This is a genomic window from Burkholderia cepacia (assembly GCF_001039005.1).
GTDB classification, from domain to species: domain Bacteria; phylum Pseudomonadota; class Gammaproteobacteria; order Burkholderiales; family Burkholderiaceae; genus Burkholderia; species Burkholderia theae.
The window spans coordinates 1-22,405 of the sequence record NZ_LDWR01000022.1 but is presented as its reverse complement, the minus strand read 5'-3'; the positions used below and the strand labels follow the sequence as shown (position 1 = coordinate 22,405).

The window sequence follows — 22,405 nt, the reverse complement described above, 5'->3', positions numbered from 1 at the left end:
GAGATCACGCTCGACCAGTCCCAAATATTGAGCGCATTGACGGGATGCGGAGCGGCGGCAGGATCGGGCAGAAGCGGCGCCCGCATGAATGGGAAGTCAGGATCAAGCGCGCGGAGCGTGCCGTTCGACCCGACACGCCCCGCGCGATACGCAACGTTCAACCCGCCCGCTCGACCGGATGCGGTTCGCGCAACCGGTTCGCGATGCGCGCCGCCTCGTAGTAGCCGGCCGCCGGCGGCCGTTTCAGATAACGACCCGCGCCGCGCACCGCACGCAGGTCGCCGTCGGCCCACGCAAGTGCACCGCGCGTGAGCGTGTGCGTCGCGACGCCCTGCACGGTCATCCCCTCGAACACGTTGAAGTCGACCTGCTGGTGATGAGTCTTCACCGAAATCGTCTTCGTCGCGGCCGGGTCCCACACGACCAGATCGGCATCGGCGCCCACCTGCACGGCGCCCTTGCGCGGATACAGGTTGAAGATCTGCGCGGCGTTCGTCGACGTGATCCGCACGAACTCGTTCGGCGTGATGCGGCCATGATTCACGCCGTGATGCCACAGCACCGACATGCGATCCTCGACGCCGCCGCAGCCGTTCGGGATCTTCGTGAAATCGTCGCGGCCCATCGCCTTCTGCGATGCGCAGAACACGCAGTGGTCGGTCGCCGTCGTATGCAGTTGCCCCGACTGCAGCCCGCGCCACAGCGCCTCGCGATGCTCGGCCGAGCGGAACGGCGGACTCATCACGTGCGCGGCCGCACGCGTCCAGTCCGGGTCGCGATAGACAGCCTCGTCGATCACGAGGTGGCCCGGCAGCACCTCGCCGAATACGCGCAGCCCCTCGCTGCGCGCGCGCGTAATCACGTCGACCGCGTCCTTCGCCGACACGTGCACGATATACACGGGCACGCCGAGCACCTGTGCGATGCGGATCGCGCGGTTCGCGGCCTCGCCCTCGACCTCCGGCGGCCGCGACAGCGGATGCGCCTCCGGCCCCGTCATCCCGCGCGCGAGCAGCGCCTTCTGCAGCTGGAACACGAGCTCGCCGTTCTCCGCGTGCACGGTCGGCAGCGCGCCGAGTTCGAGCGAACGCGTGAAGCTGTTCACGAGCACCTCGTCGTCGGCCATGATCGCGTTCTTGTACGCCATGAAGTGCTTGAAGCTCGACACGCCGTGCTCGCGCACCAGCGTGCCCATGTCGCGGTGCACGCTCTCGTCCCACCACGTCACCGCGACATGGAAGCCATAGTCGGCCGCCGCCTTCTCGGCCCAGCCGCGCCATGCATGGAACGCGTCCATCAGCGGCTGCTTCGGGCTCGGGATCACGAAATCGATGATGCTCGTCGTGCCGCCCGACAGCCCGGCGGCCGTGCCCGAATAGAAATCGTCGCTCGCGGTCGTGCCCATGAACGGCAGTTCCATGTGCGTATGCGGATCGATGCCGCCCGGCATCACGTACTGGTCGTGCGCATCGACGACGGTCGCGCCGGCCGGCGCGTCGATCGTCTCGGCGATCTGCAGGATCGTGCCGCCGTCCTGCGGGTCGGCGCAGAGCACGTCCGCGCGATAGGAGCGGTCCGCATCGACCACGGTGCCGCCACGAATCAGGATTGCCATAGGGTTGCCTCCTCGTTGACTGTCGGGTGCCGCGTGCGGCGGGCAGCGCACATCATGCGCTCGCGATCTGCACGCGCTGTCCGGCGCGCCACTTCATCCAGGTGCCGTACACGCCCGACGCCAACGCGAGGCCGACGAACCACGCGTACGTGTAAAGCGTGTTGAAGAACGCCGGCACGTTCGGGAACGACGCCGGAAATGCGGTGTGCAGGAAGCCGGGCAGGTTCGGCAGCACGCCGACCGCGAGCGCCACCAGCGCGGCCGGGTTCCAGCCGCGCGCGTAGCTGAAGCCGCCGCGTTCGTCGAACAGCGCGCGCGTGTCGAGCTGCGTGCCGCGTATCAGGAAGTAGTCGACCATCAGGATGCCCGCGACGGGCCCGAGCAGCGCCGAATAACCGACGAGCCAGGTGAAGATATAACCGTCCGTCGTCGCGAGGATCTTCCACGGCATCATCACGATCGCGATCGTCGCGGTGATCATCCCGCCCGTGCGGTACGAGATGGCCTTCGGCCACAGGCTCGAGAAGTCGTACGCGGGGCCGACGAGATTCGCGGCGAGGTTGCAGCACATCGTGTCGAGCGTGAGGATCACCAGCGCGATGCCCACGCCGATGCCCGTCATCCGGCTCGTCAGGTCGATCGGATCCCAGATCGCGTTGCCGTAGATCACGACGGTCGCCGACGTCACGACGACCGACACCACCGACAGCAGCGCCATCGGCAGCGGCAACCCGATCGACTGCCCGATCATCTGGTCGCGCTGCGAGTGCGCGAAGCGCGTGAAATCGGGAATATTCAGCGCGAGCGTTGCCCAGAAGCCGACCATCGCGGTCAGGCCCGGCCAGAAGGTCGCCCAGAACAGCCCGGCCTTCTTGCCGCCCGCCGCGAACTGCGACGGCGCCGACAGCATCGAGCCGAACCCGCCCGCCTTCGACGTCGCCCACCACACAAGCGCCACGCACATCACGACCTTGATCGGCGCGGACCAGCTCTCGAGCCAGCGGATCGAATCGGTGCCGTGCAGGATGAAGTAGATCTGCAGCGCCCAGAACACGAGGAAGCACGCGAGCTGCCCGAACGAAATGCCGACGACCGGCAGCGCCGCGCCGTGCAGCGCGTTGCCGGTCAGGATGTTCAGCAGCGTGTAGATCGCGCTGCCGCCGAGCCAGGTCTGGATGCCGTACCAGCCGCACGCGACGATCGCGCGCAACAGCGCGGGCAGCTTCGCGCCCTGCGTGCCGAACGACGCACGCACGAGCACCGCGTACGGAATCCCGTGCTTCGCGCCCGCATGGCCGATCAGCAGCATCGGCACGAGCACGATCAGGTTGCCGAGCAGCACGGTCATCACGGCCTGCCACGGCGACATGCCTTCCTGGATCAGCCCGGCCGCGAGCATGTACGACGCGATGTTCATCACCATCCCGACCCACAGCGCCGCGAAGTGATACCACTTCCACGTGCGCTGCGCCGGCGTCGTCGGCGCGAGGTCGTCGTTGTACAGGCTGCCGCCCGGCGCCGCGGCGCTGTCGGGATCGGCGAGGTTCGCTGCGGGTTTCATCGAAGCCACTCCACGTAAACGTCAGCGCCGGCATCGCGCGATGCCGGCCCAGGGGAACGAACAACAGCGGCGCCGGATCTCCCGCGCCGCCGGATGCAGGTCAAGCCGCCTTCGCGTGTTTCTCGGGTGCCCCTGCCGGGCCCGCCCCCGCATCCGCACTCGCCGGGTTGTTCGGATGCGTGGTCCAGTTCGCGTAGTCGCCCGAATCAACGCGCTCCATCGTGATGCATTGCTCGACCGGACACACATGCATGCAAAGATTGCACCCGACGCATTCCGAGTCGATCACTTCGAAATGACGCACGCCGTCCTTCTCGCGCGTGATCGCCTGGTGCGACGTGTCCTCGCATGCGATATGGCACAGCCCGCACTGGATGCAGCGGTCCTGGTCGATGCGCGCCTTGATGTCGTATTTCAGGTTCAGGTATTTCCAGTCGGTCACGTTCGGCACCGCCCGGCCGCGCACGTCGTCGAGCGTCGCGTAGCCCTTTTCGTCCATCCAGTTCGACAGTCCGTCGGCGAGGTCCGACACGATCCGGAAGCCGTAATGCATCGCCGCGGTGCACACCTGCACGCTACCGGCGCCGAGCACCATGAATTCGGCCGCGTCGCGCCACGACGAAATGCCGCCGATGCCCGAGATCGGCAGGTTCGGCGTTTCCGGATCGCGCGCGATCTCCGCGACCATGTTCAGCGCGATCGGCTTGACCGCCGGGCCGCAATAACCGCCGTGCGTGCCCTTGCCGTCGACGGTCGGCATCGGCGCCATGTGATCGAGATCGACCGCGACGATCGAGTTGATCGTGTTGATCAGCGACACGCCGTCCGCGCCGCCCTTGTACGCGGCGCGCGAGCCCATCCGGATGTCGCTGATGTTCGGCGTGAGCTTCACGAGACACGGCAGCTTCGTGCCTTCCTTCACCCAGCGCGTGACCATCTCGACGTATTCGGGCACCTGCCCGACCGCCGCGCCCATCCCGCGCTCGCTCATCCCGTGCGGGCAGCCGAAGTTCAGCTCGACCGCGTCGGCGCCCGTATCCTCGACGAGCGGCAGGATCCATTTCCAGTCGCGCTCGTTGCACGGCACCATCAGCGACACGATCAGCGCGCGGTCCGGCCAGTCGCGCTTCACTTGCGCGATCTCTCTCAGGTTCACGTCGAGCGGACGATCGGTGATCAGCTCGATGTTGTTCAGCCCCGCGATGCGCTGGCCGTTCCACTGCACGGCGCCGTAGCGCGAACTGACGTTGACGACGTGCGGATCGAGCCCGAGCGTCTTCCAGACGACCCCGCCCCAGCCCGCCTCGAATGCGCGGTTGACGTTGTAGGCCTTGTCGGTCGGTGGCGCGGACGCGAGCCAGAAGGGATTCGGCGAAGTGATGCCCGCGATGGTGCAGCGAAGGTCGGCCATGTTCGGCTCCGTGAGAGTGGGGTCGCTATCGTGGATGCGTGGATGCGTGCGTGTGCGCTTATGCGGCCTTCGCGTCGCGCTGCGCAAGCGCCGCGTCGATCGATGCAGCCGCGCGCTTGCCGTCCTGCACGGCCTGCACCGTCAGGTCGATGCCGTCCGTCGCGGCGCAGTCGCCGCCGGCCCACACGTCCGGCCATGCGGTGCGCCCGTCCGCGTCCACCGCGAAACGCGCGCCGTCCGCTGTCAGCAACTCGGCCGCGACGCCATCCGGCACCAGCGTCTGGCCGATCGCCTTCAGCACCATGTCCGCGTCGACGGTGAAGCGCTCGCCCGACGCCGCCTCGAATTCGACGCCCGTCACCTGCCCGTTCGCGCCCGCCATGCGCACGGGCTTCGCGTGCGTGACGAGCGTGACACCGCTCTTCTGCGCGAACTCGCGCTCGGCCCACGTTGCGCTCATCGCGTCCACGCCGCGCCGATAGACCATCGTCACGCGCTCGGCGCCGAGCTTGCGGCTCTGCACCGCCGCATCGATGGCCGTATTGCCACCACCGATCACGACCACCCTCCGCCCGACCGGCACGTTCTCGAGCCCGTCGGCCTGCCGCACCTGCTCGATGAAATCGACCGCGTTCATCACGCCAGCCAGTTGTTCGCCGTCGATCGCGAGCGCGCGCACGCCGCCGAGGCCCATCGCGAGAAACACCGCGTCGTGCTGCTCACGCAGCGCATCGAGCGTCATGTCGCGTCCGAGCGCCACCCCCGTTTCCAGCGTGATGCCGCCGACCGACAACAGCCACTCGACTTCGCGCTGTGCGAAATCGTCGACGGTCTTGTACGCGGCGATCCCGTATTCGTTGAGGCCGCCGGCCTTCGGGCGTGCATCGAACAGCGTGACGCGGTGCCCGGCGAGCGCGAGCCGGTGCGCGCACGCGAGCCCGGCCGGCCCCGCACCGACCACCGCGACATGGCGGCCCGTTTCGGGCGCGCGCCGGAAGCGCACCGCGCCGGTCTCCATCGCCCAGTCGGTCGCGTGCCGCTGCAGCGCGCCGATCGCGACGGGCTGCGAATCCTGGTGGTTGCGCACGCATGCGCCTTCGCACAGGATCTCGGTCGGACACACACGCGCGCACATCCCGCCGAGCGGATTCGCGGACAGGATATCGGTCGCGGCGCCCTTCAGGTTGCCGTTGCCGATCTTGCGGATGAAGCTCGGAATGTCGATCTGCGTCGGGCAGGCCTGCACGCACGGCGCGTCGTAGCAGTAGTGGCAGCGGCTCGCGGCGGCCGCTGCCGCGGTCGGATCGAGCAGCGGCGCGATATCCGCGAATTCGCACGAGAGTTGCGTGGACGACAGGCGATGCGCGGCGATATCGCCGGTTGGCTTGGTGGTCATACGCGTTCCTTCGACTGGGTGGAGACAAAGCCGTCCCCGCCGGCTGCAAATGCACAGTCGGGGCGGTCATGCTGAGGAATCCTGCGCTCGCGCGCTATGCAGCCTGCCGGCTGCTACGGTCGATGCGTCATGAAGCCGGCTCGCATGCGCGCGACAGCATCGCGTGCAGCAGCACGTTCGCGCCGGCCTCGATCCACGCGGGCGTCGCATCCTCGATCTCGTTGTGACTGATGCCGTCGACACACGGCACGAACACCATCGACGTCGGCGCGACCTGCGCGAGATAACACGCGTCATGCCCCGCGCCCGACACGATGTCGCGATGCGAGTAGCCGAAGCGGTCGGCCGCGCCGCGCACGGCTTCCACGCAGGCCGGATCGAACGCGACGGGCTTGTAGTAGAAAATCTGCTCGAGTTCCGTCTCGAGCCCGATGGCACCGGCGATGCGCGCGACGCCGTCGCGCAGCGCGGCATCCATCTTCGCGAGCACGGCGTCGTCCGGATGACGGAAATCGACCGTGAAGAACACGCGGCCGGGGATCACGTTGCGCGAGTTCGGGTGGACCTGCATCATGCCGACCGTCGCGCAGCCGAACGGCGCGTGATCGAGGCCGATCCGGTTGACGAGATCGACCACCCGCGACGCGCCGAGCAGCGCATCGCGGCGGCGCGGCATCGGCGTCGGCCCCGCATGCGCTTCCTGCCCGGTGAAGGTGATCTCGTACCAGCGCTGCCCCTGCGCATCGGTCACGACACCGATCGTCTTGCACTCCGCTTCGAGAATCGGCCCCTGCTCGATATGCAGTTCGAATGCCGCGTGCAGCTTGCGTCCGCCACACGGCACGTCGCCCGCGTAGCCGATGCGCGCCAGCTCCTCGCCGATCGTCTTGCCGTCGACGTCCTTGCGCGACAGCCCGTATTCGAGCGGAAACACGCCGGCGAACACACCGGACGCGACCATCGCGGGCGCGAAGCGCGAGCCTTCCTCGTTGGTCCAGATCACAACCTCGACCGGATGCTCGGTCTCGATGCCGTGATCGTTGAGGCTGCGAATCACCTCGAGGCCGCCGAGCACGCCGTAGATGCCGTCGAAGCGGCCGCCCGTCGGCTGCGAGTCCGCATGCGAGCCCGTGACCACCGGCGCCGCGTCGGCCACGCGGCCCGCGCGGCGCATGAACACGTTGCCCATCGTATCGACCGTCACCGTGCAGCCGGCCGCCTTCGCCCAGCCGACGATCAGGTCGCGGCCGGCCTTGTCGAGATCGGTCAGCGCGAGGCGGCACACGCCGCCCTTCGGCGTCGCGCCGATCTTCGCGACTTCCATCAGGCTGTCCCACAACCGCTTGCCGTCGATCTTGATCGACGGGTCGAAGACGGGCCGCTTCACTGCTTCCGATACCGCGTTCATTCGTATCGCTCCTGTGGGGTCGGTGATGTCGTCAGCCCGGTCTGTGCCGGTGCGTGCCATGCCTGATTCCGGGGCAAACCCGCCCATGTGCGGTGCATGTCCCGGTCGTTCGCGAAGTTCGTCCGACGAATCGGCGGAAGGGTTAACGTTACCTTCCGCCGCTCGTCGAATCCTGTCCGATTGGACAGGTTTTAGACGATCAAAATGACCAAAGCAATGTCTTTCTTGCGTGGATCGATAGAGCGAGAAACGTGCCATCGCAACGCAGCATCGCTGCGGATGCGTCATGTCCGCACGCGTGCGTTCGACGCGGATCAGCGGCTAGAATGAAGCCCAACGCGGCATGCCCGCCGCGCGAGGGCAACGATGAGACATGACGAGGCGGCAGCCGAAGCGACCGGCCGTGACGAAACGACCGCGCCATTGCGGCGACGCAAGGCGCACATCCGCGAGTCCAACGAAGCGCATCTGCTCGCCTGTGCGGAGGCCGTGTTCGCGGAGCGCGGGCTCGACGGCGCGAGCACCGCGATGATCGCGGAGCGCGCCGGCCTGCCGAAGGCGAACCTGCATTACTACTTCCCGACGAAGCTCGCGCTGTACCGCCGCGTGCTCGAGGACCTGTTCGAGGAATGGCATCGCGCGGCCGGCTCGTTCGAGGCCGACGACGATCCGGTGGAAGCGATCGGCGGCTACGTGCGCGCGAAGATGGCGCTGTCGCGGCGGCGCCCGCTCGGCTCGAAGGTCTGGGCCAACGAGATCATCCAGGGCGCGGAGCACATGCAGGACATCCTGTCGCAACGCGTGAAACCGTGGTTCGACACGCGCGTGAAGGTGATCGACGGCTGGATCGCGCGCGGGCTGCTCGCGCCGATCGACGCGCATGCGCTGATGTACCTGATCTGGGCGACCACGCAGCACTATGCGGATTTCGACGCGCAGATCCGCGCGCTGAGCGGCAAGCGCGCATTCACGCAGAAGGCGTTCGACGAGAAGACCGAGCAGGTCGTGCAGTTCGTGATTCGTGCGTGCGGCGCCGTGTCGCCGCACGCGAAGCGCTAACGCAGCCGCGCGATCCGGCACAAACAAGACGGGCGACGGGCCGCGCACAGGGGCTTCCTGCGCGATACCCGTCGCCCGTATCGCAGCGTGTGTGCCAGCGTTACGCGATACGCTCGATCGCGATGGCCGTCGCCTCGCCGCCGCCGATGCACAGCGACGCGACGCCGCGCTTCAGGCCGTACGTTTCGAGCGCGGCCAGCAGCGTCACCATCACGCGCGCACCCGACGCACCGATCGGATGGCCGAGCGCACACGCGCCGCCGTGTACGTTGACTTTCTCGTGCGGCAGGTCGAGATCGCGCATCGCGGCCATCGGCACCACCGCGAACGCTTCGTTGATCTCGAACAGGTCGATGTCGCGCAGGTTCCAGCCGGTTTTCTCCGACAGCTTGCGCAACGCGCCGATCGGCGCGGTCGCGAACAGGCCCGGCTTGTCCGCGTGGGTCGAATGCCCGACGATCACGGCCTTCGGCGTGAGGCCGAGGCGCTCGGCTTCCGAGCGGCGCATCATCACGAGCGCGGCCGCACCGTCCGAGATCGACGACGCATTGGCTGCCGTCACGGTGCCGCCGTCGCGGAATGCCGGCTTCAGCGTCGGGATCTTGTCGAGTTTCGCCTTGCCCGGCTGCTCGTCGATCGACACGATGACTTCGGTCTTGCCGGCCTTCACGGTCACCGGCGCGATCTCCGACACGAAGTGTCCTTCCGCGATCGCGCGTTGCGCGCGCGTCAGCGACGCGATCGCGAACGCATCCTGTGCTTCGCGCGTGAACTGGTAGGCCTGCGCGCAGTCCTCGGCGAACGTGCCCATCAGGCGGCCTTTTTCATACGCGTCCTCGAGCCCGTCGAGGAACATGTGGTCGAGCACCTGGCCGTGACCCATACGCATCCCCGCGCGCGCCTTCGGCAGCAGGTACGGCGCATTCGTCATGCTCTCCATCCCGCCCGCGACGGCCACGCCCGCCGACCCCGCCAGCAGCAGGTCGTGCGCGAACATCGCGGCCTTCATCCCCGAGCCGCACATCTTGTTGACCGTGGTCGCGCCCGCCGCGAGCGGCAGCCCGGCCTTCAGAGCGGCCTGCCGCGCCGGCGCCTGGCCCTGCCCGGCCGGCAGCACGCAGCCGAACACGATTTCATCGATGCGCTCGGCCGGCATGTTCGCGCGCTCGAGCGCCGCACGAATGGCTACCGCGCCAAGCTCGCTCGCGCTCGCCGCCGCCAGGTCGCCCTGAAAACCGCCCATCGGCGTACGCGCCATACCAACGATTACGATCGGATCCTGAGTCGTCATGATTCGCTTCCTCCAGTGTCAGCGCGGTGCCATGCGCAACGCGCCATCGAGACGGATGACTTCGCCGTTCAGCATCGTGTTCTCGGCGATGTGGCGCACCAGCGCCGCAAATTCTTCCGGGCGGCCAAGCCGCGGCGGGAACGGCACGCTCTTGCCGAGCGCATCCTGCACGTCCTGCGGCATGCCGGCCATCATCGGCGTCGCGAAGATGCCGGGCGCGACCGTCACGACGCGAATGCCGAACCGCGCGAGTTCGCGCGCGATCGGCAGCGTCATGCCTACCACACCGCTCTTCGACGCCGCATATGCGGCCTGCCCGATCTGCCCGTCGAACGCCGCGACCGACGCGGTGTTGACGATCACGCCGCGCTCGCCTTCCGCATCGGCGCCCTGCTTCGACATCGCGTCGGCGGCCAGCCGGATCATGTTGAACGTGCCGACGAGATTGATCGACACCGCGCGCGCGAAACGATCGAGCGAGTGCGGGCCTTCGCGGCCGACGACCTTCTCGCCCGGCGCGACGCCCGCGCAGTTGACGAGCGCGTCGATGCGGCCGAACGCGTCGCGGGCAGCGGCGACGGCCGCCTGGCCATCGGCTTCGCTCGTCACGTCGGTCTTCACGAAGCGCGCGGATTCGCCGAGTTCGTGCGCGAGGCTCGCGCCGGCATCGTCATTGACGTCCAGCAGCACCGCCTTGCCGCCTTCCGCGACGACCATGCGCGCCACCGCGGCGCCAAGGCCCGAACCAGCGCCCGTAATCAGAAAAACGCGATCCTTGATATTCATTAGCAATCCGTATTCAGGGTTGAGCGGCCTTCTCGGCTTCCATCTTGCGCAACACGAAGCGCTGGATCTTGCCGCTCGGGGTTTTCGGCAGCGCGTCGACGAAGTCGATCGCGCGCGGATACGCGTGAGCGGACAGCCGCCGCTTCACATGCAGGCTCAGCTCCTCGGCCAGCGCCGGCGTGTCGTCGAAGCCCTTCGACAGCACGACAAACGCCTTCACGATCTCCGTGCGCTCCGGATCGGGCACGCCGATGACGGCGGCCTCGCTGACGGCCGGATGCTCGATCAACGCACTTTCCACGTCGAACGGGCCGATCCGGTAGCCGGACGACGTGATCACGTCGTCCGCGCGGCCGATGAAGCTCACGGTGCCGTCCGGCTCCAGCTCGACGTTGTCGCCGGTGCGGTAGTAGCCGCCCGCGATCGCCGGCGTGTCCTGCTGCCAGTAACCGTCGAACCACAGCAGCGGCGAGCGCGCGATGTCGATCGCGAGATTGCCGGGCTCGCCGGGGCCGAGCTCGCGGCTCGCGTCGTCGAGCACCGCGACGCGATAGCCCGGCATCGCGAAACCGGCCGATCCCGGATGGACGACGTGCCTGAGACCGTGATGGTTGTTCACGACCATCCCGAGTTCGGTCTGGCCGTAGTGATCGTAGATCGGCGCGCCGAGCGCCGCGTCGAACCAGCGCACGACTTCCGGATTCAGCGGTTCGCCCGCGCTGCTGACCACGCGCAGCTTGCCCTTCACGCGCGTCGCCGCTTCCGTACCGGCCGCCATCAGCATCCGGAACGCGGTCGGCGAACCGGCGAGGCTCGTGATCCCGAGCCGTTCGATCACGTCGTACGTGCTGTCGACCGTGAAGCCGCCCTCGTGGAGCGTCGTCGCATGGCCGAGCAACAGCGGGCCCGTGATCGCGTAATAAAGGCCGTACGCCCAGCCCGGATCGGCGATGTTCCAGAACCGGTCGCCGTCGCGCAGGTCGACCGCCTCGCGCATGTAGGCGCCGAACGCGAGCAATGCGCGCAGCGGCACCGGCACGCCCTTCGGCAAGCCCGTCGTGCCGGACGTCGACATCATCATGAACAGGTCCGTGCCCTTGCGCGGCACCGGTTCGAACGTGTCGGACTGCGCGTCGAGCGCCGCGCGGAAATCGATGTCGCGCGCCGGCAGCGCGTCACCCGGTTCGCGCACCGTCGCGACGGGCGGGCACTCGGCGATCTCGTCGAGCTTGGCGCGATTCGCGACGTTGGTCACGATCAGGCGCGCGTCGCTCATCCGCAGCCGATGCTCGATCGCCTTCGGGCCGAACGCGGTGAACAGCGGCTGATAGACGGCACCCGCACGCCACGTGCCGAGGATCGTCGCGACAAGCTCAGGCGTACGCGGCAACAGGCCGGCCACCACGTCGCCCGGCTTCACGCCCTGCGCGACGAGCAGGTTCGCGACGCGTGCCGACAGCGCCTGCATCTGCGCGAACGTGAAGCTGTGGTGCTGCCCGCCCGCATCGATCCAGTCGAGCGCGATCGCGTCCGCCGATGCGTGCCGGTCGCAACATTCGACGCATGCGTTCAGGCCACGCTCCAGGTCGCCGTGCAGCTGCGTCGCGGCGGTCTCGATACTGAACCGGGCCACGGCGTCGGCGTAGGCCGGCACCGCCCGGGCGGTTGCTCCATCAGGCATGCGTGTCTCCTGTGCGTTATGACCGCCGGCGAGCCGGGGGCGCGACGGGGGATACATCGATAGTAGACAGCCGTGACATTGCAATCAATGACAAACAGAATCTAGAATCGTGATCGCTTTTGCCATGTCGGGAGGATGCAGGAAAATGGGGCCGCAGATGATTTCGCCGGATTTCGTCGACGACGCGCTCGCGTGCCTGCGCCGGCAACGCATCCCGACAGCGCCCGTGCTGCGCGCCGCCGGCCTGCCGGCCGCCGTGCGCGAGCCCGTCACGCCGCAGCAGTACGGGCGGCTGTGGCTCGCGATCGCCGGCACGATCGACGACGAATTCTTCGGGCTCGCCGCGCGCCCGATGCGGCACGGCAGCTTCACGCTGCTGTGCCACGCGGTGCTGGACGCCGGCACGCTCGAAAAAGCGCTGCGACGAGCGCTGCAGTTCTTGCGCGTGGTGCTGGACGAGCCGCACGGCGAGCTCGTCGTCGCCGACGGGCAGGCGCAGATCGTGCTGACGCAGTCGGGTGCGCCGTACCCGGCGTTCGCGTACCGGACCTTCTGGCTGATCCTGCTCGGCGTCGCGTGCTGGCTGATCGGCCGGCGCATCCCGTTGCAGCGCATCGATTTCGCGTGCCCGAGCCCCGACCAGCGCAGCGACTATCACCAGTTTTTCGGCGTGCCCGTGCATTTCGATCGGCCCGACAGCCGGCTCGCGTTCAACGCCGCGTACCTCGCGCTGCCGACGATCCGTACCGGGCAAGCGTTGAAGACTTTCCTGCGCGGCGCGCCCGGCAACCTGCTCGTCCGCTACCGGCACGACACCGGCTGGGTCGCGAAGACGCGCGCGCACCTGAAGGCGCTGCCGGCCGCCGAGTGGCCCGATTTCGACACGCTGGCCGTCCGCCTCGGCACGACACCCGCGACGCTGCGACGGCGTTTGCGCAGCGAAGGGCAAAGCTTCGCGGCGATCAAGGACGAGCTACGTGGCGCGCTCGCCCAGTCGCTGCTGCGCGGGCACGCGCTCAGCGTCGCGGAGATCGCGGCCGAACTCGGCTTCACCGAGCCGAGCGCGTTTCATCGCGCGTTCCGCAAATGGACGGGTACCAGCCCCGGTGCGTTCCGGCGTGACGTGCATGCGGCGGAGGCGGAGCTTTGAATCGCGGGCGCGATGATGCGGCTGGCGATCATCTCAGCGGGCGCGCGGCGAAGGCGAAAATCCCGTCACGCGACGGTGATCGCCACCCTGCGTCGCCGGCGGCGGTGCGGACAGCGCGCGCCTGATCGGCGCGGCATTGTCGGCACAAGGCATCAACGCGACTGCCGCCTACCGCGCGGCGAGCGCGACGCTGCTGCGCAAGCTCACGGCCGACGCGAGCCAGGTTCGCGCCGGCACACTCAGTCACTATCTCGAGCTCGACGGGCTCGAAGCCCACGCCGAACGCCTGCGCGCATTCGTGCCGTGACATAACGCCTGCGCCATCGCCACTCCACGAACTCAGCGGGAAATTCCGTCAACGCTCGCGGCAACGCCATGCAGCGGCCGCGAGAACAGCTTGCAGCCCGCGTAGTAGACGAGCGACGTCAGCGACAGTCCGACGATCCACGAGACATCCGCGCCGCCGAGCCGGCTCGCCAGTTCGCCCGTATAGAGATCGGTCGCCATGAACGGCGCCTGCGCGACGATCCCGATGAAATACGACCCGACCGCGATCGTGTTGAAGCGCCCGTAAATACCACCGTCCTGCCGGAAGAACGAATCGACGTCGTACTCGCCGTGGCACACGAGGTAGTAATCGACGAGATTGATCGCCGTCCAAGGCACGAGCACGTACAGCAGCAACAGGATGAAGTTCGTGTAGCCCGCGAGGAAATTGTTCTGCCCGAACAACGCGATCGCGAGCGCGATGCCGCACAGGACGATCGCGGTGATCGCCCGCGCACGCGCCTTGCCCGACCACGACGGAAAGAGCGTCTGCAGCACGGTGATCGCCGACAACGCGCCGCAATACAGTTCCATCGCATTGCTGGCCGCGATACCGAACGACAGCACGACGATCACGAGCACGCTGATCCCTTGCGTGAGACCGGTGAGGCCGCTCACGACGTTGCCGTCGGGCGTCGCGAGACCGACCAGGCAGCCGAGCAGCATCGGGAAGAACGAGCCCAGCACGCAGCCCCAGTAGCTCGACCAGAACGCGGTGCGCGGCCCCGTATCGGGCGGCAGGTAGCGCGAATAGTCCGACACGTAGGGCGCGTAAGCGATCTGCCACAGTGCGGCGACCGACATCGCGCCGAGGAAGCCGGACAGGTTCAGCGAATGCTTCGAGAACGTATCGGCCGGCAGCCCGTGCACGAAGATGATCCATACGAACGCCAGCACGAGCACACTGCCCGAGCACCAGCTCAGCAACCGCGCATACGCGTGGATCAGCTTGTAGCCGTAGATCGATCCGAGCAGGCTGATCAGGCTGATCACCACGACGCCGGCGTCGAGCGGCATGTCCGGGCTGAGGCTGTGCAGCGCCTGCCCGCCGAACACGCAGTTCGACGCGAAGAAACCCACATACATCACGACCACGAGCACGACCACGAGCAGCGCGCCGAACGACCCGAACTGCCCGCGGGTCTGGATCATCTGCGGCACGCCGAGCTGCGGCCCCTGCGCGGCGTGCAGCGCCATGAAGACCGCACCGATCAGGCTGCCGACGAGCGTGGCAAGCGCCGCCCACCAGAACGGCTGCTTGAACACCGTCGTCGCGAGCGATCCGGTGACGATCGTCAGCATCATGATGTTCGACCCGAACCAGATCGTGAACAGGTCCTTCGCGCTACCGTGCCGCTCGGTCAGCGGAATCGGCTGGATGGTGCTTTCCTCGAGATGAGCAATGGACTCGCCCTGACTCATGTCGTCTCCTTGTTTCTGTTGTGATGTTCGCGGTTCGCGGGCAGTGGAGGCAATGCACTCGATGTGACGCGAACGCTCTGGTCCGCATGAAGCATGCGATCTTCAGTTAGTGATCTTTTGTTATTTGCAATCCTAACTACTGCATGAAAACCACCACATCGTTCGATCGCGCTGCTATACCCTTGAAGCCCGCTCTTCAGCGTCTCGGATATCCGCTCCGGAGACTGAAATCAACATGCCAATCTCCGGAGCGAAACCCGCCGGCCATTGCGCTTCCGCCCGTCCGTCGCCGGACGAAAGCGCGTCGCTCAACCGGTCAACAGTCGATCCCGAGCACTTCGCGTGCGGTTGCATCCACCGCCTTGCGCATCGTGCCGACCAGTTCGTCGATTTGCGCGTGATCGATCACCAGCGGCGGTGCAACGATCAGGCGGCCGTTCGTCGAACGCACGATCGCGCCGAGTTCGAAGCCGACCGTCCGGCTGTGCCAGGTCAGATCGGCCTCGTTCTCGAAGCGCTCGCGCGTCGCCTTGTTCTTCGCGAACTGGATCGCGCCGACCGCGCCCACGCCCTGGATCTCGCCCACCAGCGGATGGCCGTCGAATGCGTCGCGCAGTGCCTGCTGCAGATACGGGCCGGTATCCGTCTTGGTCCGCTCGACGAGGCGTTCGCGCTCGAGCACGTCGAGGTTGGCCAGCGCGACGGCCGCCGCGACCGGGTGCCCCGAATAGGTCAGCCCGTGCGCGTAGACGCCGCCCTTCTGGACCAGCGCATCGCCGACGCGCCGGCTCATGATCAGGCCGCCCATCGGCACGTAGCCTGACGTCAAGCCCTTGGCTACGCAGATCAGGTCGGGCTCGAAGCCGAAGTGACGGTGCGCGAACCACTCGCCGGTGCGGCCGAAACCGCCGATCACTTCATCCGCGCAGAGCAGCACGTCGTACTGACGGCAGATGCGCTCGATCTCCTGCCAGTAGCCGTCCGGCGGAAAGATCATCCCGCCCGCCCCCTGGAACGGTTCCGCGACGAACGCGGCAACGCGATCCGCCCCGATCTCGAGGATCTTGCGTTCGAGCGACAGCGCCGCCTGCTTGCCGAATGCCTCGGGGCTCAGATCGCCGCCGTTCGCATACCAGTATGGTTCGTCGACGTGCGTGATGTTCGGAATCGGCAAGTCGCCCATTTCATGCATGAACGCCATGCCGCCCAGCGACGCGCTGCCGACCGTCGACCCGTGATAGCCGTTCACGCGACCGATCAGCACCTTCTTCTCAGGCTTGCCCATCACGTCCCAGAACCGCCGCACGGTGCGGATCAGCACCTCATTCGATTCGGATCCCGAATTGGTATACACGACGTGACTGAAGCGATTGCCGAGCAACGCGAACAGCCGTTCCGACAGCTCGATCACCGACGGGTGCGTCGTATGAAAGAACATGTTGTAGTAGGACAGTTCCTTCATCTGCCGCGCGGCGGCGTCGATCAGTTCCGGCCGGCCGTAGCCGACGTTGGTGCACCACAGCCCGGACATGCCGTCCAGATAGCGGTTGCCGTCGTTGTCCCATAGATAGACACCTTCGCCGCGCACCATCACGCGCGCGCCTTCCTGGTTCAGCGCCTTCTGGTCGACGAATGCATGCAGGTGATGTGCGGCGTCGCTGCGTTGATAGTCCTGCGTCGTGCGATGCGGAAAATCGGGGGCATTCATGGGCAAGTCTCCGGTTCGTTTTATGGATAAAAAGCGCGGTCGGGCATGCCGCGGAAGCCGACGCCGCACGCTGCGGCGCGGCCCGCCGCGTCGAATCAGTAGCTGATCCAGGTCGTCTTGAGGCCCGTGTACTTGTCGATCGCGTGCAGCGAAAGATCGCGGCCGAAGCCCGACTGGCGGAACCCGCCGAACGGCGTCTGCGCGCTCAGCGCATCGACCGTATTGACGGACACCGTGCCGGCGCGCAGCCGGCCCGCCACGCGGTGCGCGCGCGACAGGCTGCCGGTCCAAAGCGACGCGGCCAGGCCGTAGATCGAGTCGTTCGCGAGCCGGACGGCCTCGTCCTCGGTGTCGAACGCCATCACCGACAGCACGGGCCCGAAGATCTCCTCGCGCGCGATGGCGTCGTCATGCTTCACATCGATGAAGATCGTCGGCTCGATGAAGTAACCCTTGCCGTCGACGCGCGGCGCGCCTCCGCCGATCGCGAGCGTCGCGCTATCGCGGCCGCGCGCGATCCACTCGCGCACGCGCCGATGCTGCTGCTCGTCGACGATGGCGCCCATTCCGCTCGACGGATCGAGCGGATCGCCCGGCATGAACGCGGTCGCATGCGAGATCAGCCGATCGACGAACGTGTCGTGAATCGAGCGCTGAACCAGCAGCCGCGAGTTCGCGGAACACACCTCGCCCTGGTTGAAGAAGATGCCGAAGCACGCCTTGCGTGCGGCGAGGTCGAGATCGTCCGTGTCGCCGAACACCAGGTTCGGGCTCTTGCCGCCGCATTCGAGCCACACCTGCTTCATGTTCGACTGCGCCGCATACTCGAGAAATTTCTTGCCGACGACCGTCGATCCCGTGAACGCGAGCACGTCGACGTCGGGATGCAGCCCGAGCGCGCGCCCCGCGGTCTCGCCGTAGCCGGGCACGACGTTCAGCACGCCGGGCGGCAGGCCGGCCTCGAGCGCCAGCTCCGCGAGGCGCAACGCGGACAGCGGCGATTGTTCGGCAGGCTTCAGCACGACGCTGTTGCCGGCCGCCAGCGCCGGCGCCACCTTCCACGCGACCATGTCGAGCGGGAAATTCCACGGCACCACGGCGCCGACGACGCCAAGCGGTTCGCGCGTGACGACCGCGAGATTGCCAGGGTCGGTCGATGCGACTTCACCGTTCAGCTTGTCGACGGCCTCGCCGTACCAGCTGAACAGGCCGCCTGCGGCCGGCACGTCGATGCTGAATGCGTCCGCGACGCGCTTGCCCATGTTGAGCGAATCGAGCAGCGCGAGCTCCGCGCCATGCGCTGCGATGAGTTCGCCGAGCCGGCACAGCACGCGCTTGCGCTCGGCCGGCGCGCAGCGCGACCAGACGCCCGATTCGAATGCGTTGCGTGCTGCGCGCACCGCGTCGTCGACATCCGGTGCGTCGCACGCCGCGACTTCCGCGATGACGGCCTCGGTGGCCGGATTGATTGCGGCGAACGTCCGGCCGCTTCGGGCCGGCACGCTACGGCCGCCGATATGCGCGAGCGTTCTCGGGGTGACCTGCGCCGCGAGTCGTCTCCAGTCCGCGTGCTGATGGTTTTCTGCTGAAGTTGGGTTCATTCAAGACTCCGTTGTGACGACCAGGCGCTTGTGCGTTGTTCTCCGCCTGGATTCGACCCGACGAAAGACGCCAGCGGGCATGACCGAGGTCCATGACCGCCGCGAATCGCGGCAGTCGTCCGGTTGCCAAACTGTCGGGCATCAAAAAGAGATTTGAAAGAACAGTTTTTCTTCTCACTGAAGAGGTTATTTCTATTCATCCGGCTGTCGTGCAGCGGGTTTTCCTGCCGCTTCGCCATCCCTGTACCGTTTGTTTGCGTTCGATCGCACCGGCTTGCCGGTGCGATGTCACGTGCGACCCGCCGCGACGTGTGGCCGGCACGACGTTGCGCCGCGCCCCGTCCGACCACATACTGGTCGGCCTGTACGAACAAGGGTGCGTCGATGCTGAGTGTCGATCAGGGTACCGCTTCGATCTTTGGCGTGATCGGAACTGCCGTGTCTTTGCTGGCAGCGATTCCGTACGCGCTCGCGATCTACCGGCGCACCGTTCGTCCGCATCTGTTCACGTGGCTCGTGTGGTCGGTCGTCACGGCGATCGCGGCCGCCGGCCAGTTCGTGGCGGGCGCGGGGCCGTCCGCGTGGTGTACGGCGGCGATTGCCGTCACGTGCTTTCTGACGCTGGTGGCCAGCATCTTTCGCGGCGAACGCGGCTGGACAGGCCTCGACTGGGTTTTTCTGGGTGCGGCCCTGTCGGCGATTCCGCTGTGGATGCTGACCGACGATCCGACGGTCTCGATCTGTCTGGTCACGCTGATCGAGCTTGCCGGCCTCGGCCCGACCGTGCGCAAGACGATCCGCGATCCGTGGAGCGAGAGCCTCGCCTATTTCGCGCTGTGCGTGCTCAAGTACGCGCTGGCGTTGCTGGCACTGAGCACATGGAGTATCGCGGTCGCGTTCTATCCGGCCGTCAACATCGTCGCGTCGATCGGCATCTGCCTGGTGATGCTCGCGCGGCGTCAATCGCTGTCGAGCGCGCGGTAGGTGTTGTGCGTCGGTGCTGTGTCCGGAGTACGCTGCTTGCTGCAACGAGTCGCCGCCGATGAGCAGAACCACCCACCTTCAGAGACCCTGAGAGACCCCGACATGGATGCAATCCGTACCGTCATCGAACCCTACGAAGCCGCACTGCGCACAGCGATGCTGGCCAACGATGTCGACGCGCTCGATGCGCTGCTGGACGACGCGCTGGTGTTCACCGTCCCGACCGGCCAGATCATCTCGAAGGAGGACGATCTGTCCGCGCATCGCGCGAAACTTCTGCGCCTCGACCAGCTCGATTTCCACGCGACGCGCGCATGCGCGATCGACGAGATGATCCTGACCACGACGAAGGCGACGCTCGCCGGCCGGTTCGACGGCACGGCGTTCGACGGTACGTTTGCCTATACGCGCCTGTGGCGTCGATCAGGCGCCGGCTGGCGCGTCGTCGCCGGGCATGCTTCGCAGGTCATGTAGGCTGCGCCCGGTTCCGGCCATCCGAGCGTGCATGCGCGGGGGAAGGCCCGGGGCAGACTGCTACGCCTGCCCACGCCGGGGGTAGACGTAGCCGGTGCGCGTCTCGTCAAGCGGACTGCAACCTCGACGCACGGCTGTCTTCAAGCTTGAACTCGCCGACCGTCTGCGCGAGCTGGGCAGCCTGTTCGCGCAGCAACGTCGCGGCAGCCGCCGACTGTTCGACGAGCGCCGCGTTCTGCTGCGTCGCGTTATCGAGCTGCGACACCGCCTGATTCACTTGCTCGAGCCCCGTGCTTTGCTCCTTCGCGGCGACGGTAATTTCGGCAATCACGCTCGTGATGTTGCGTACGCCCTCGACGATTTCGTCCATCGTCGCGCCGGCCGTCTGGACGAGCCCGGAGCCCCCCTCGATCTTCTCGACCGACGAGTGAATCAGCTGCTTGATTTCCTTGGCAGCCTGCGCGCTACGCTGCGCGAGCGCACGCACCTCGCCCGCGACGACCGCAAAGCCGCGGCCGTGCTCGTTCGCACGTGCAGCCTCGACCGCCGCGTTCAACGCGAGAATGTTGGTCTGGAACGCGATGCCGTCGATCACGCCCACGATGTTGGCGATCTCGCCGGACGCTTGCGTGATGTCGTTCATCGTCGAGACGACCTCGCTGACGACCGTGCCGCCACGCAGCGCGACATCCGACGCCGATTCCGCCAGACGACTCACCTGGCTTGCGGCATCGGCCGAATTGCGGGCCGTGCCGGCGATCTCCTCGAGCGCGGCGGCGGTTTCCTGCAAGCTCGACGCCGCGTGTTCGGTCCGGCTGGACAGATCCTGGTTGCCCTGCGCGATCTCGGCGCTCGCGAGGTTGACGGATTCGCTGAACTCGCGGATCTGCAGCAGGATCGTGCTGATCTTTTCGGCGAACAGGTTGAACGCATGCGCGATCTGCGCGGCTTCGTCCGATCCGTCGGCAGGCAGGCGCTTCGTCAGGTCGCCGCTGCCGCTCGAGACATCCGTGAGCGCATCGCGAACCATCAGAATGCGCTTGAAGGCCGCGTTCGTCATCGCGCCGACGAGCGCCGCCGCGATGACGGCGACGATCAGGATGGCAGCCAGCGTCGTCGTCGCGACCGCACGCATGCCGGCCGTCACGTCCGCCTTGTCGAGCGCGAGCAACAGCGACCAATCGGTGCCGGCGATCGGTTGCGCGCGGACCAGCGTGGTGGCCCCGTCGATGTCGACTGCAACGGGTGCGGACGTTGCCTGCAGAGCACCGAGGTGGTCGGCGTCGAGCGCAGGCGAGAGGTCGGTCGCGGGCTTCATGATCAGATCGGTCTTGGCCGACGCGATCACACGCCCGCTCTTGTCCACCATGAACGCGAAGCTCGCCGGCGTCGGGTGGACGGAGGTCACGATCGAACTCACGCTCTCCATGAACAGGCTGGCTGCCAGCACGCCCTTCACTGCGCCGTCGCGCACCACGGGCACCGCGAACGCAACAGCCGGCTTGCCGGTCGTCGCATCACGGTAGAGTGCCGTCACGACCAGGTGCCCCGCGCTGACGGCTTGCTTGTACCAGGGCCGTGCAGTCGGATCGTAACCGGGCGCGAGCGGGACGTTCGAGAACGCGGTCTTGTCCGGCAGGCCCAGCGTCAGCACTTCGAAGCCGCCCGACTTGCCGAGCAACTTCAGCGCCGGCAGCGGGTCGCCCTCGCCGATCGCGATCGTGTCTGCGAGCGCCTGGGTTTCCCGGCTTCTGCTGGCCACCCATTCGTTGATCGCCAGCGCGTGCCCGGCGAGGATCGACTTGTGATTCTGATCGATGGTCTCGTCGTTGTGGTTCTTGACGACGTAATAGACCAGCCCCCCCGTGACGGCCAGCGCCGTGACCACAATGGCGACGCAGGTCGCAAGTATCCGAGCGCGTATCGACGACAGCATGATGACTTCGATCTCCGTAACCACGTTATTTGAATGGGGTCGCCGAAAGCCGGCAACGTCCTGTTTAACGACAGCGGTTGCAGGAACTTAAGGCCTGACTGGCCAGACCAGTGTGGGCGGCGGATCGGCGGGGACTACGGAGTTGGGCGTGGACGAGACTGATCCGGAAAGATCAGACTACCGTGCTGGCTGTCTGTGGGACGTACAGGGGAGAAGGTGCCAGGAGATTTCGGTGGCGCGGTGCTGCGGATCGCTCGAGAACAGCGGGGGCCTGAGTCGACATCATCGGTGCCCAGTTCGGCTATGTTGGCGCTTTGCCGGTGCGCATGCATTTCCGCCGCGCCAATGCAAAAACCCCCGCCTTTCGGGCGGGGGTTTCTGGCTTAGGGAGCCTGACGATTACCTACTTTCACACGGGAATCCGCACTATCATCGGCGTAGAGTCGTTTCACGGTCCTGTTCGGGATGGGAAGGGGTGGGACCGACTCGCTATGGTCATCAGGCAAAGAGGGTTGTCGCGCTGCTTCGCAGCGCGACCAATCTTGGAAGAAGCAGTAATTTTGGGTTGTGAGGTTGTATCTCACACGTACGCGGT

General features: G+C 66.9%; 17 protein-coding genes and 1 rRNA gene. 5 read left to right on the top strand and 13 right to left on the bottom strand.

What is annotated here, in order from left to right:
- Positions 1–157: 157 nt before the first annotated feature.
- From hydA to VL15_RS14065, 5 genes are all read right to left on the bottom strand, one after another.
- Positions 158–1,615, bottom strand: a complete 1,458-nt coding sequence (hydA, locus tag VL15_RS14085; protein ID WP_048246245.1) for a dihydropyrimidinase — start codon at positions 1,613–1,615, stop codon at positions 158–160.
- Between the two features lie 52 nt (positions 1,616–1,667).
- Positions 1,668–3,176: an NCS1 family nucleobase:cation symporter-1 gene (locus tag VL15_RS14080; RefSeq protein ID WP_048246244.1), complete on the bottom strand. Its 1,509-nt coding sequence runs from the start codon at positions 3,174–3,176 to the stop codon at positions 1,668–1,670.
- 100 nt (positions 3,177–3,276) lie between these two features.
- Positions 3,277–4,587, bottom strand: a complete 1,311-nt coding sequence (preA, locus tag VL15_RS14075) for an NAD-dependent dihydropyrimidine dehydrogenase subunit PreA (protein ID WP_048246243.1) — start codon at positions 4,585–4,587, stop codon at positions 3,277–3,279.
- A 58-nt stretch (positions 4,588–4,645) separates the two neighbouring features.
- Positions 4,646–5,983 carry an NAD(P)-dependent oxidoreductase gene (locus VL15_RS14070; protein WP_048246242.1) on the bottom strand — a complete coding sequence of 446 codons (1,338 nt, stop codon included), beginning with the start codon at positions 5,981–5,983 and terminating at the stop codon, positions 4,646–4,648.
- A 127-nt stretch (positions 5,984–6,110) separates the two neighbouring features.
- Complete coding sequence (locus tag VL15_RS14065) at positions 6,111–7,391, bottom strand: Zn-dependent hydrolase (RefSeq protein WP_048246241.1); 1,281 nt, start codon at positions 7,389–7,391, stop codon at positions 6,111–6,113.
- Positions 7,392–7,757: 366 nt separating this feature from the next.
- Here VL15_RS14065 and VL15_RS14060 point away from each other — a divergent pair, with 366 nt between their 5' ends.
- Positions 7,758–8,450 (top strand): TetR/AcrR family transcriptional regulator, encoded by a 693-nt coding sequence (locus VL15_RS14060; protein ID WP_048246240.1) that lies wholly within the window; start codon positions 7,758–7,760, stop codon positions 8,448–8,450.
- A 100-nt stretch (positions 8,451–8,550) separates the two neighbouring features.
- On the opposite strand, the gene VL15_RS14055 is transcribed toward VL15_RS14060, so the two are convergent.
- From VL15_RS14055 to VL15_RS14045, 3 genes are read right to left on the bottom strand one after another with little or no spacing between them, the layout of a single operon-like run.
- The gene (locus VL15_RS14055) at positions 8,551–9,741 is read right to left on the bottom strand and encodes an acetyl-CoA C-acetyltransferase (protein ID WP_048246239.1); all 1,191 of its coding nucleotides are present in this window, start codon (positions 9,739–9,741) and stop codon (positions 8,551–8,553) included.
- Positions 9,742–9,759: 18 nt separating this feature from the next.
- Positions 9,760–10,527, bottom strand: coding sequence for a 3-hydroxyacyl-CoA dehydrogenase (locus tag VL15_RS14050; RefSeq protein WP_048246238.1), 768 nt, complete (start codon positions 10,525–10,527; stop codon positions 9,760–9,762).
- Between the two features lie 13 nt (positions 10,528–10,540).
- Positions 10,541–12,208, bottom strand: coding sequence for an acyl-CoA synthetase (locus tag VL15_RS14045; protein ID WP_048246237.1), 1,668 nt, complete (start codon positions 12,206–12,208; stop codon positions 10,541–10,543).
- 145 nt (positions 12,209–12,353) lie between these two features.
- Between VL15_RS14045 and VL15_RS14040 the strand changes: the two genes are divergently transcribed.
- Together VL15_RS14040 and VL15_RS41950 are read left to right on the top strand one after the other, a co-directional pair.
- Complete coding sequence (locus VL15_RS14040) at positions 12,354–13,358, top strand: AraC family transcriptional regulator (protein ID WP_048246236.1); 1,005 nt, start codon at positions 12,354–12,356, stop codon at positions 13,356–13,358.
- A 136-nt stretch (positions 13,359–13,494) separates the two neighbouring features.
- A complete protein-coding gene (locus tag VL15_RS41950; RefSeq protein ID WP_155420209.1) occupies positions 13,495–13,665 on the top strand; it encodes a hypothetical protein in 171 nt (56 codons plus the stop codon).
- Positions 13,666–13,697: 32 nt separating this feature from the next.
- Here the strand turns inward: VL15_RS41950 and VL15_RS14035 are convergent, their stop codons facing one another.
- The 3 genes from VL15_RS14035 to VL15_RS14025 form a co-directional block, all read right to left on the bottom strand.
- On the bottom strand, positions 13,698–15,107 hold the full coding sequence (locus VL15_RS14035; RefSeq protein WP_048246235.1) for a purine-cytosine permease family protein: 1,410 nt from the start codon (positions 15,105–15,107) through the stop codon (positions 13,698–13,700).
- A gap of 316 nt (positions 15,108–15,423) precedes the next feature.
- Positions 15,424–16,815: an aspartate aminotransferase family protein gene (locus VL15_RS14030; RefSeq protein ID WP_048246234.1), complete on the bottom strand. Its 1,392-nt coding sequence runs from the start codon at positions 16,813–16,815 to the stop codon at positions 15,424–15,426.
- 95 nt (positions 16,816–16,910) lie between these two features.
- Positions 16,911–18,416: an aldehyde dehydrogenase gene (locus tag VL15_RS14025; protein ID WP_048246233.1), complete on the bottom strand. Its 1,506-nt coding sequence runs from the start codon at positions 18,414–18,416 to the stop codon at positions 16,911–16,913.
- 384 nt (positions 18,417–18,800) lie between these two features.
- On the opposite strand from VL15_RS14025, the gene VL15_RS14020 reads away from it, so the two are divergent.
- Positions 18,801–19,400 carry a hypothetical protein gene (locus tag VL15_RS14020; protein ID WP_048246232.1) on the top strand — a complete coding sequence of 200 codons (600 nt, stop codon included), beginning with the start codon at positions 18,801–18,803 and terminating at the stop codon, positions 19,398–19,400.
- A gap of 102 nt (positions 19,401–19,502) precedes the next feature.
- Positions 19,503–19,874, top strand: coding sequence for a nuclear transport factor 2 family protein (locus VL15_RS14015; protein ID WP_048246231.1), 372 nt, complete (start codon positions 19,503–19,505; stop codon positions 19,872–19,874).
- Between the two features lie 106 nt (positions 19,875–19,980).
- Here the strand turns inward: VL15_RS14015 and VL15_RS14010 are convergent, their stop codons facing one another.
- On the bottom strand, positions 19,981–21,810 hold the full coding sequence (locus VL15_RS14010; protein ID WP_048246230.1) for a methyl-accepting chemotaxis protein: 1,830 nt from the start codon (positions 21,808–21,810) through the stop codon (positions 19,981–19,983).
- Between the two features lie 390 nt (positions 21,811–22,200).
- A 5S ribosomal RNA gene (gene rrf / locus VL15_RS14005) occupies positions 22,201–22,313 on the bottom strand.
- Positions 22,314–22,405 lie beyond the last annotated feature (92 nt).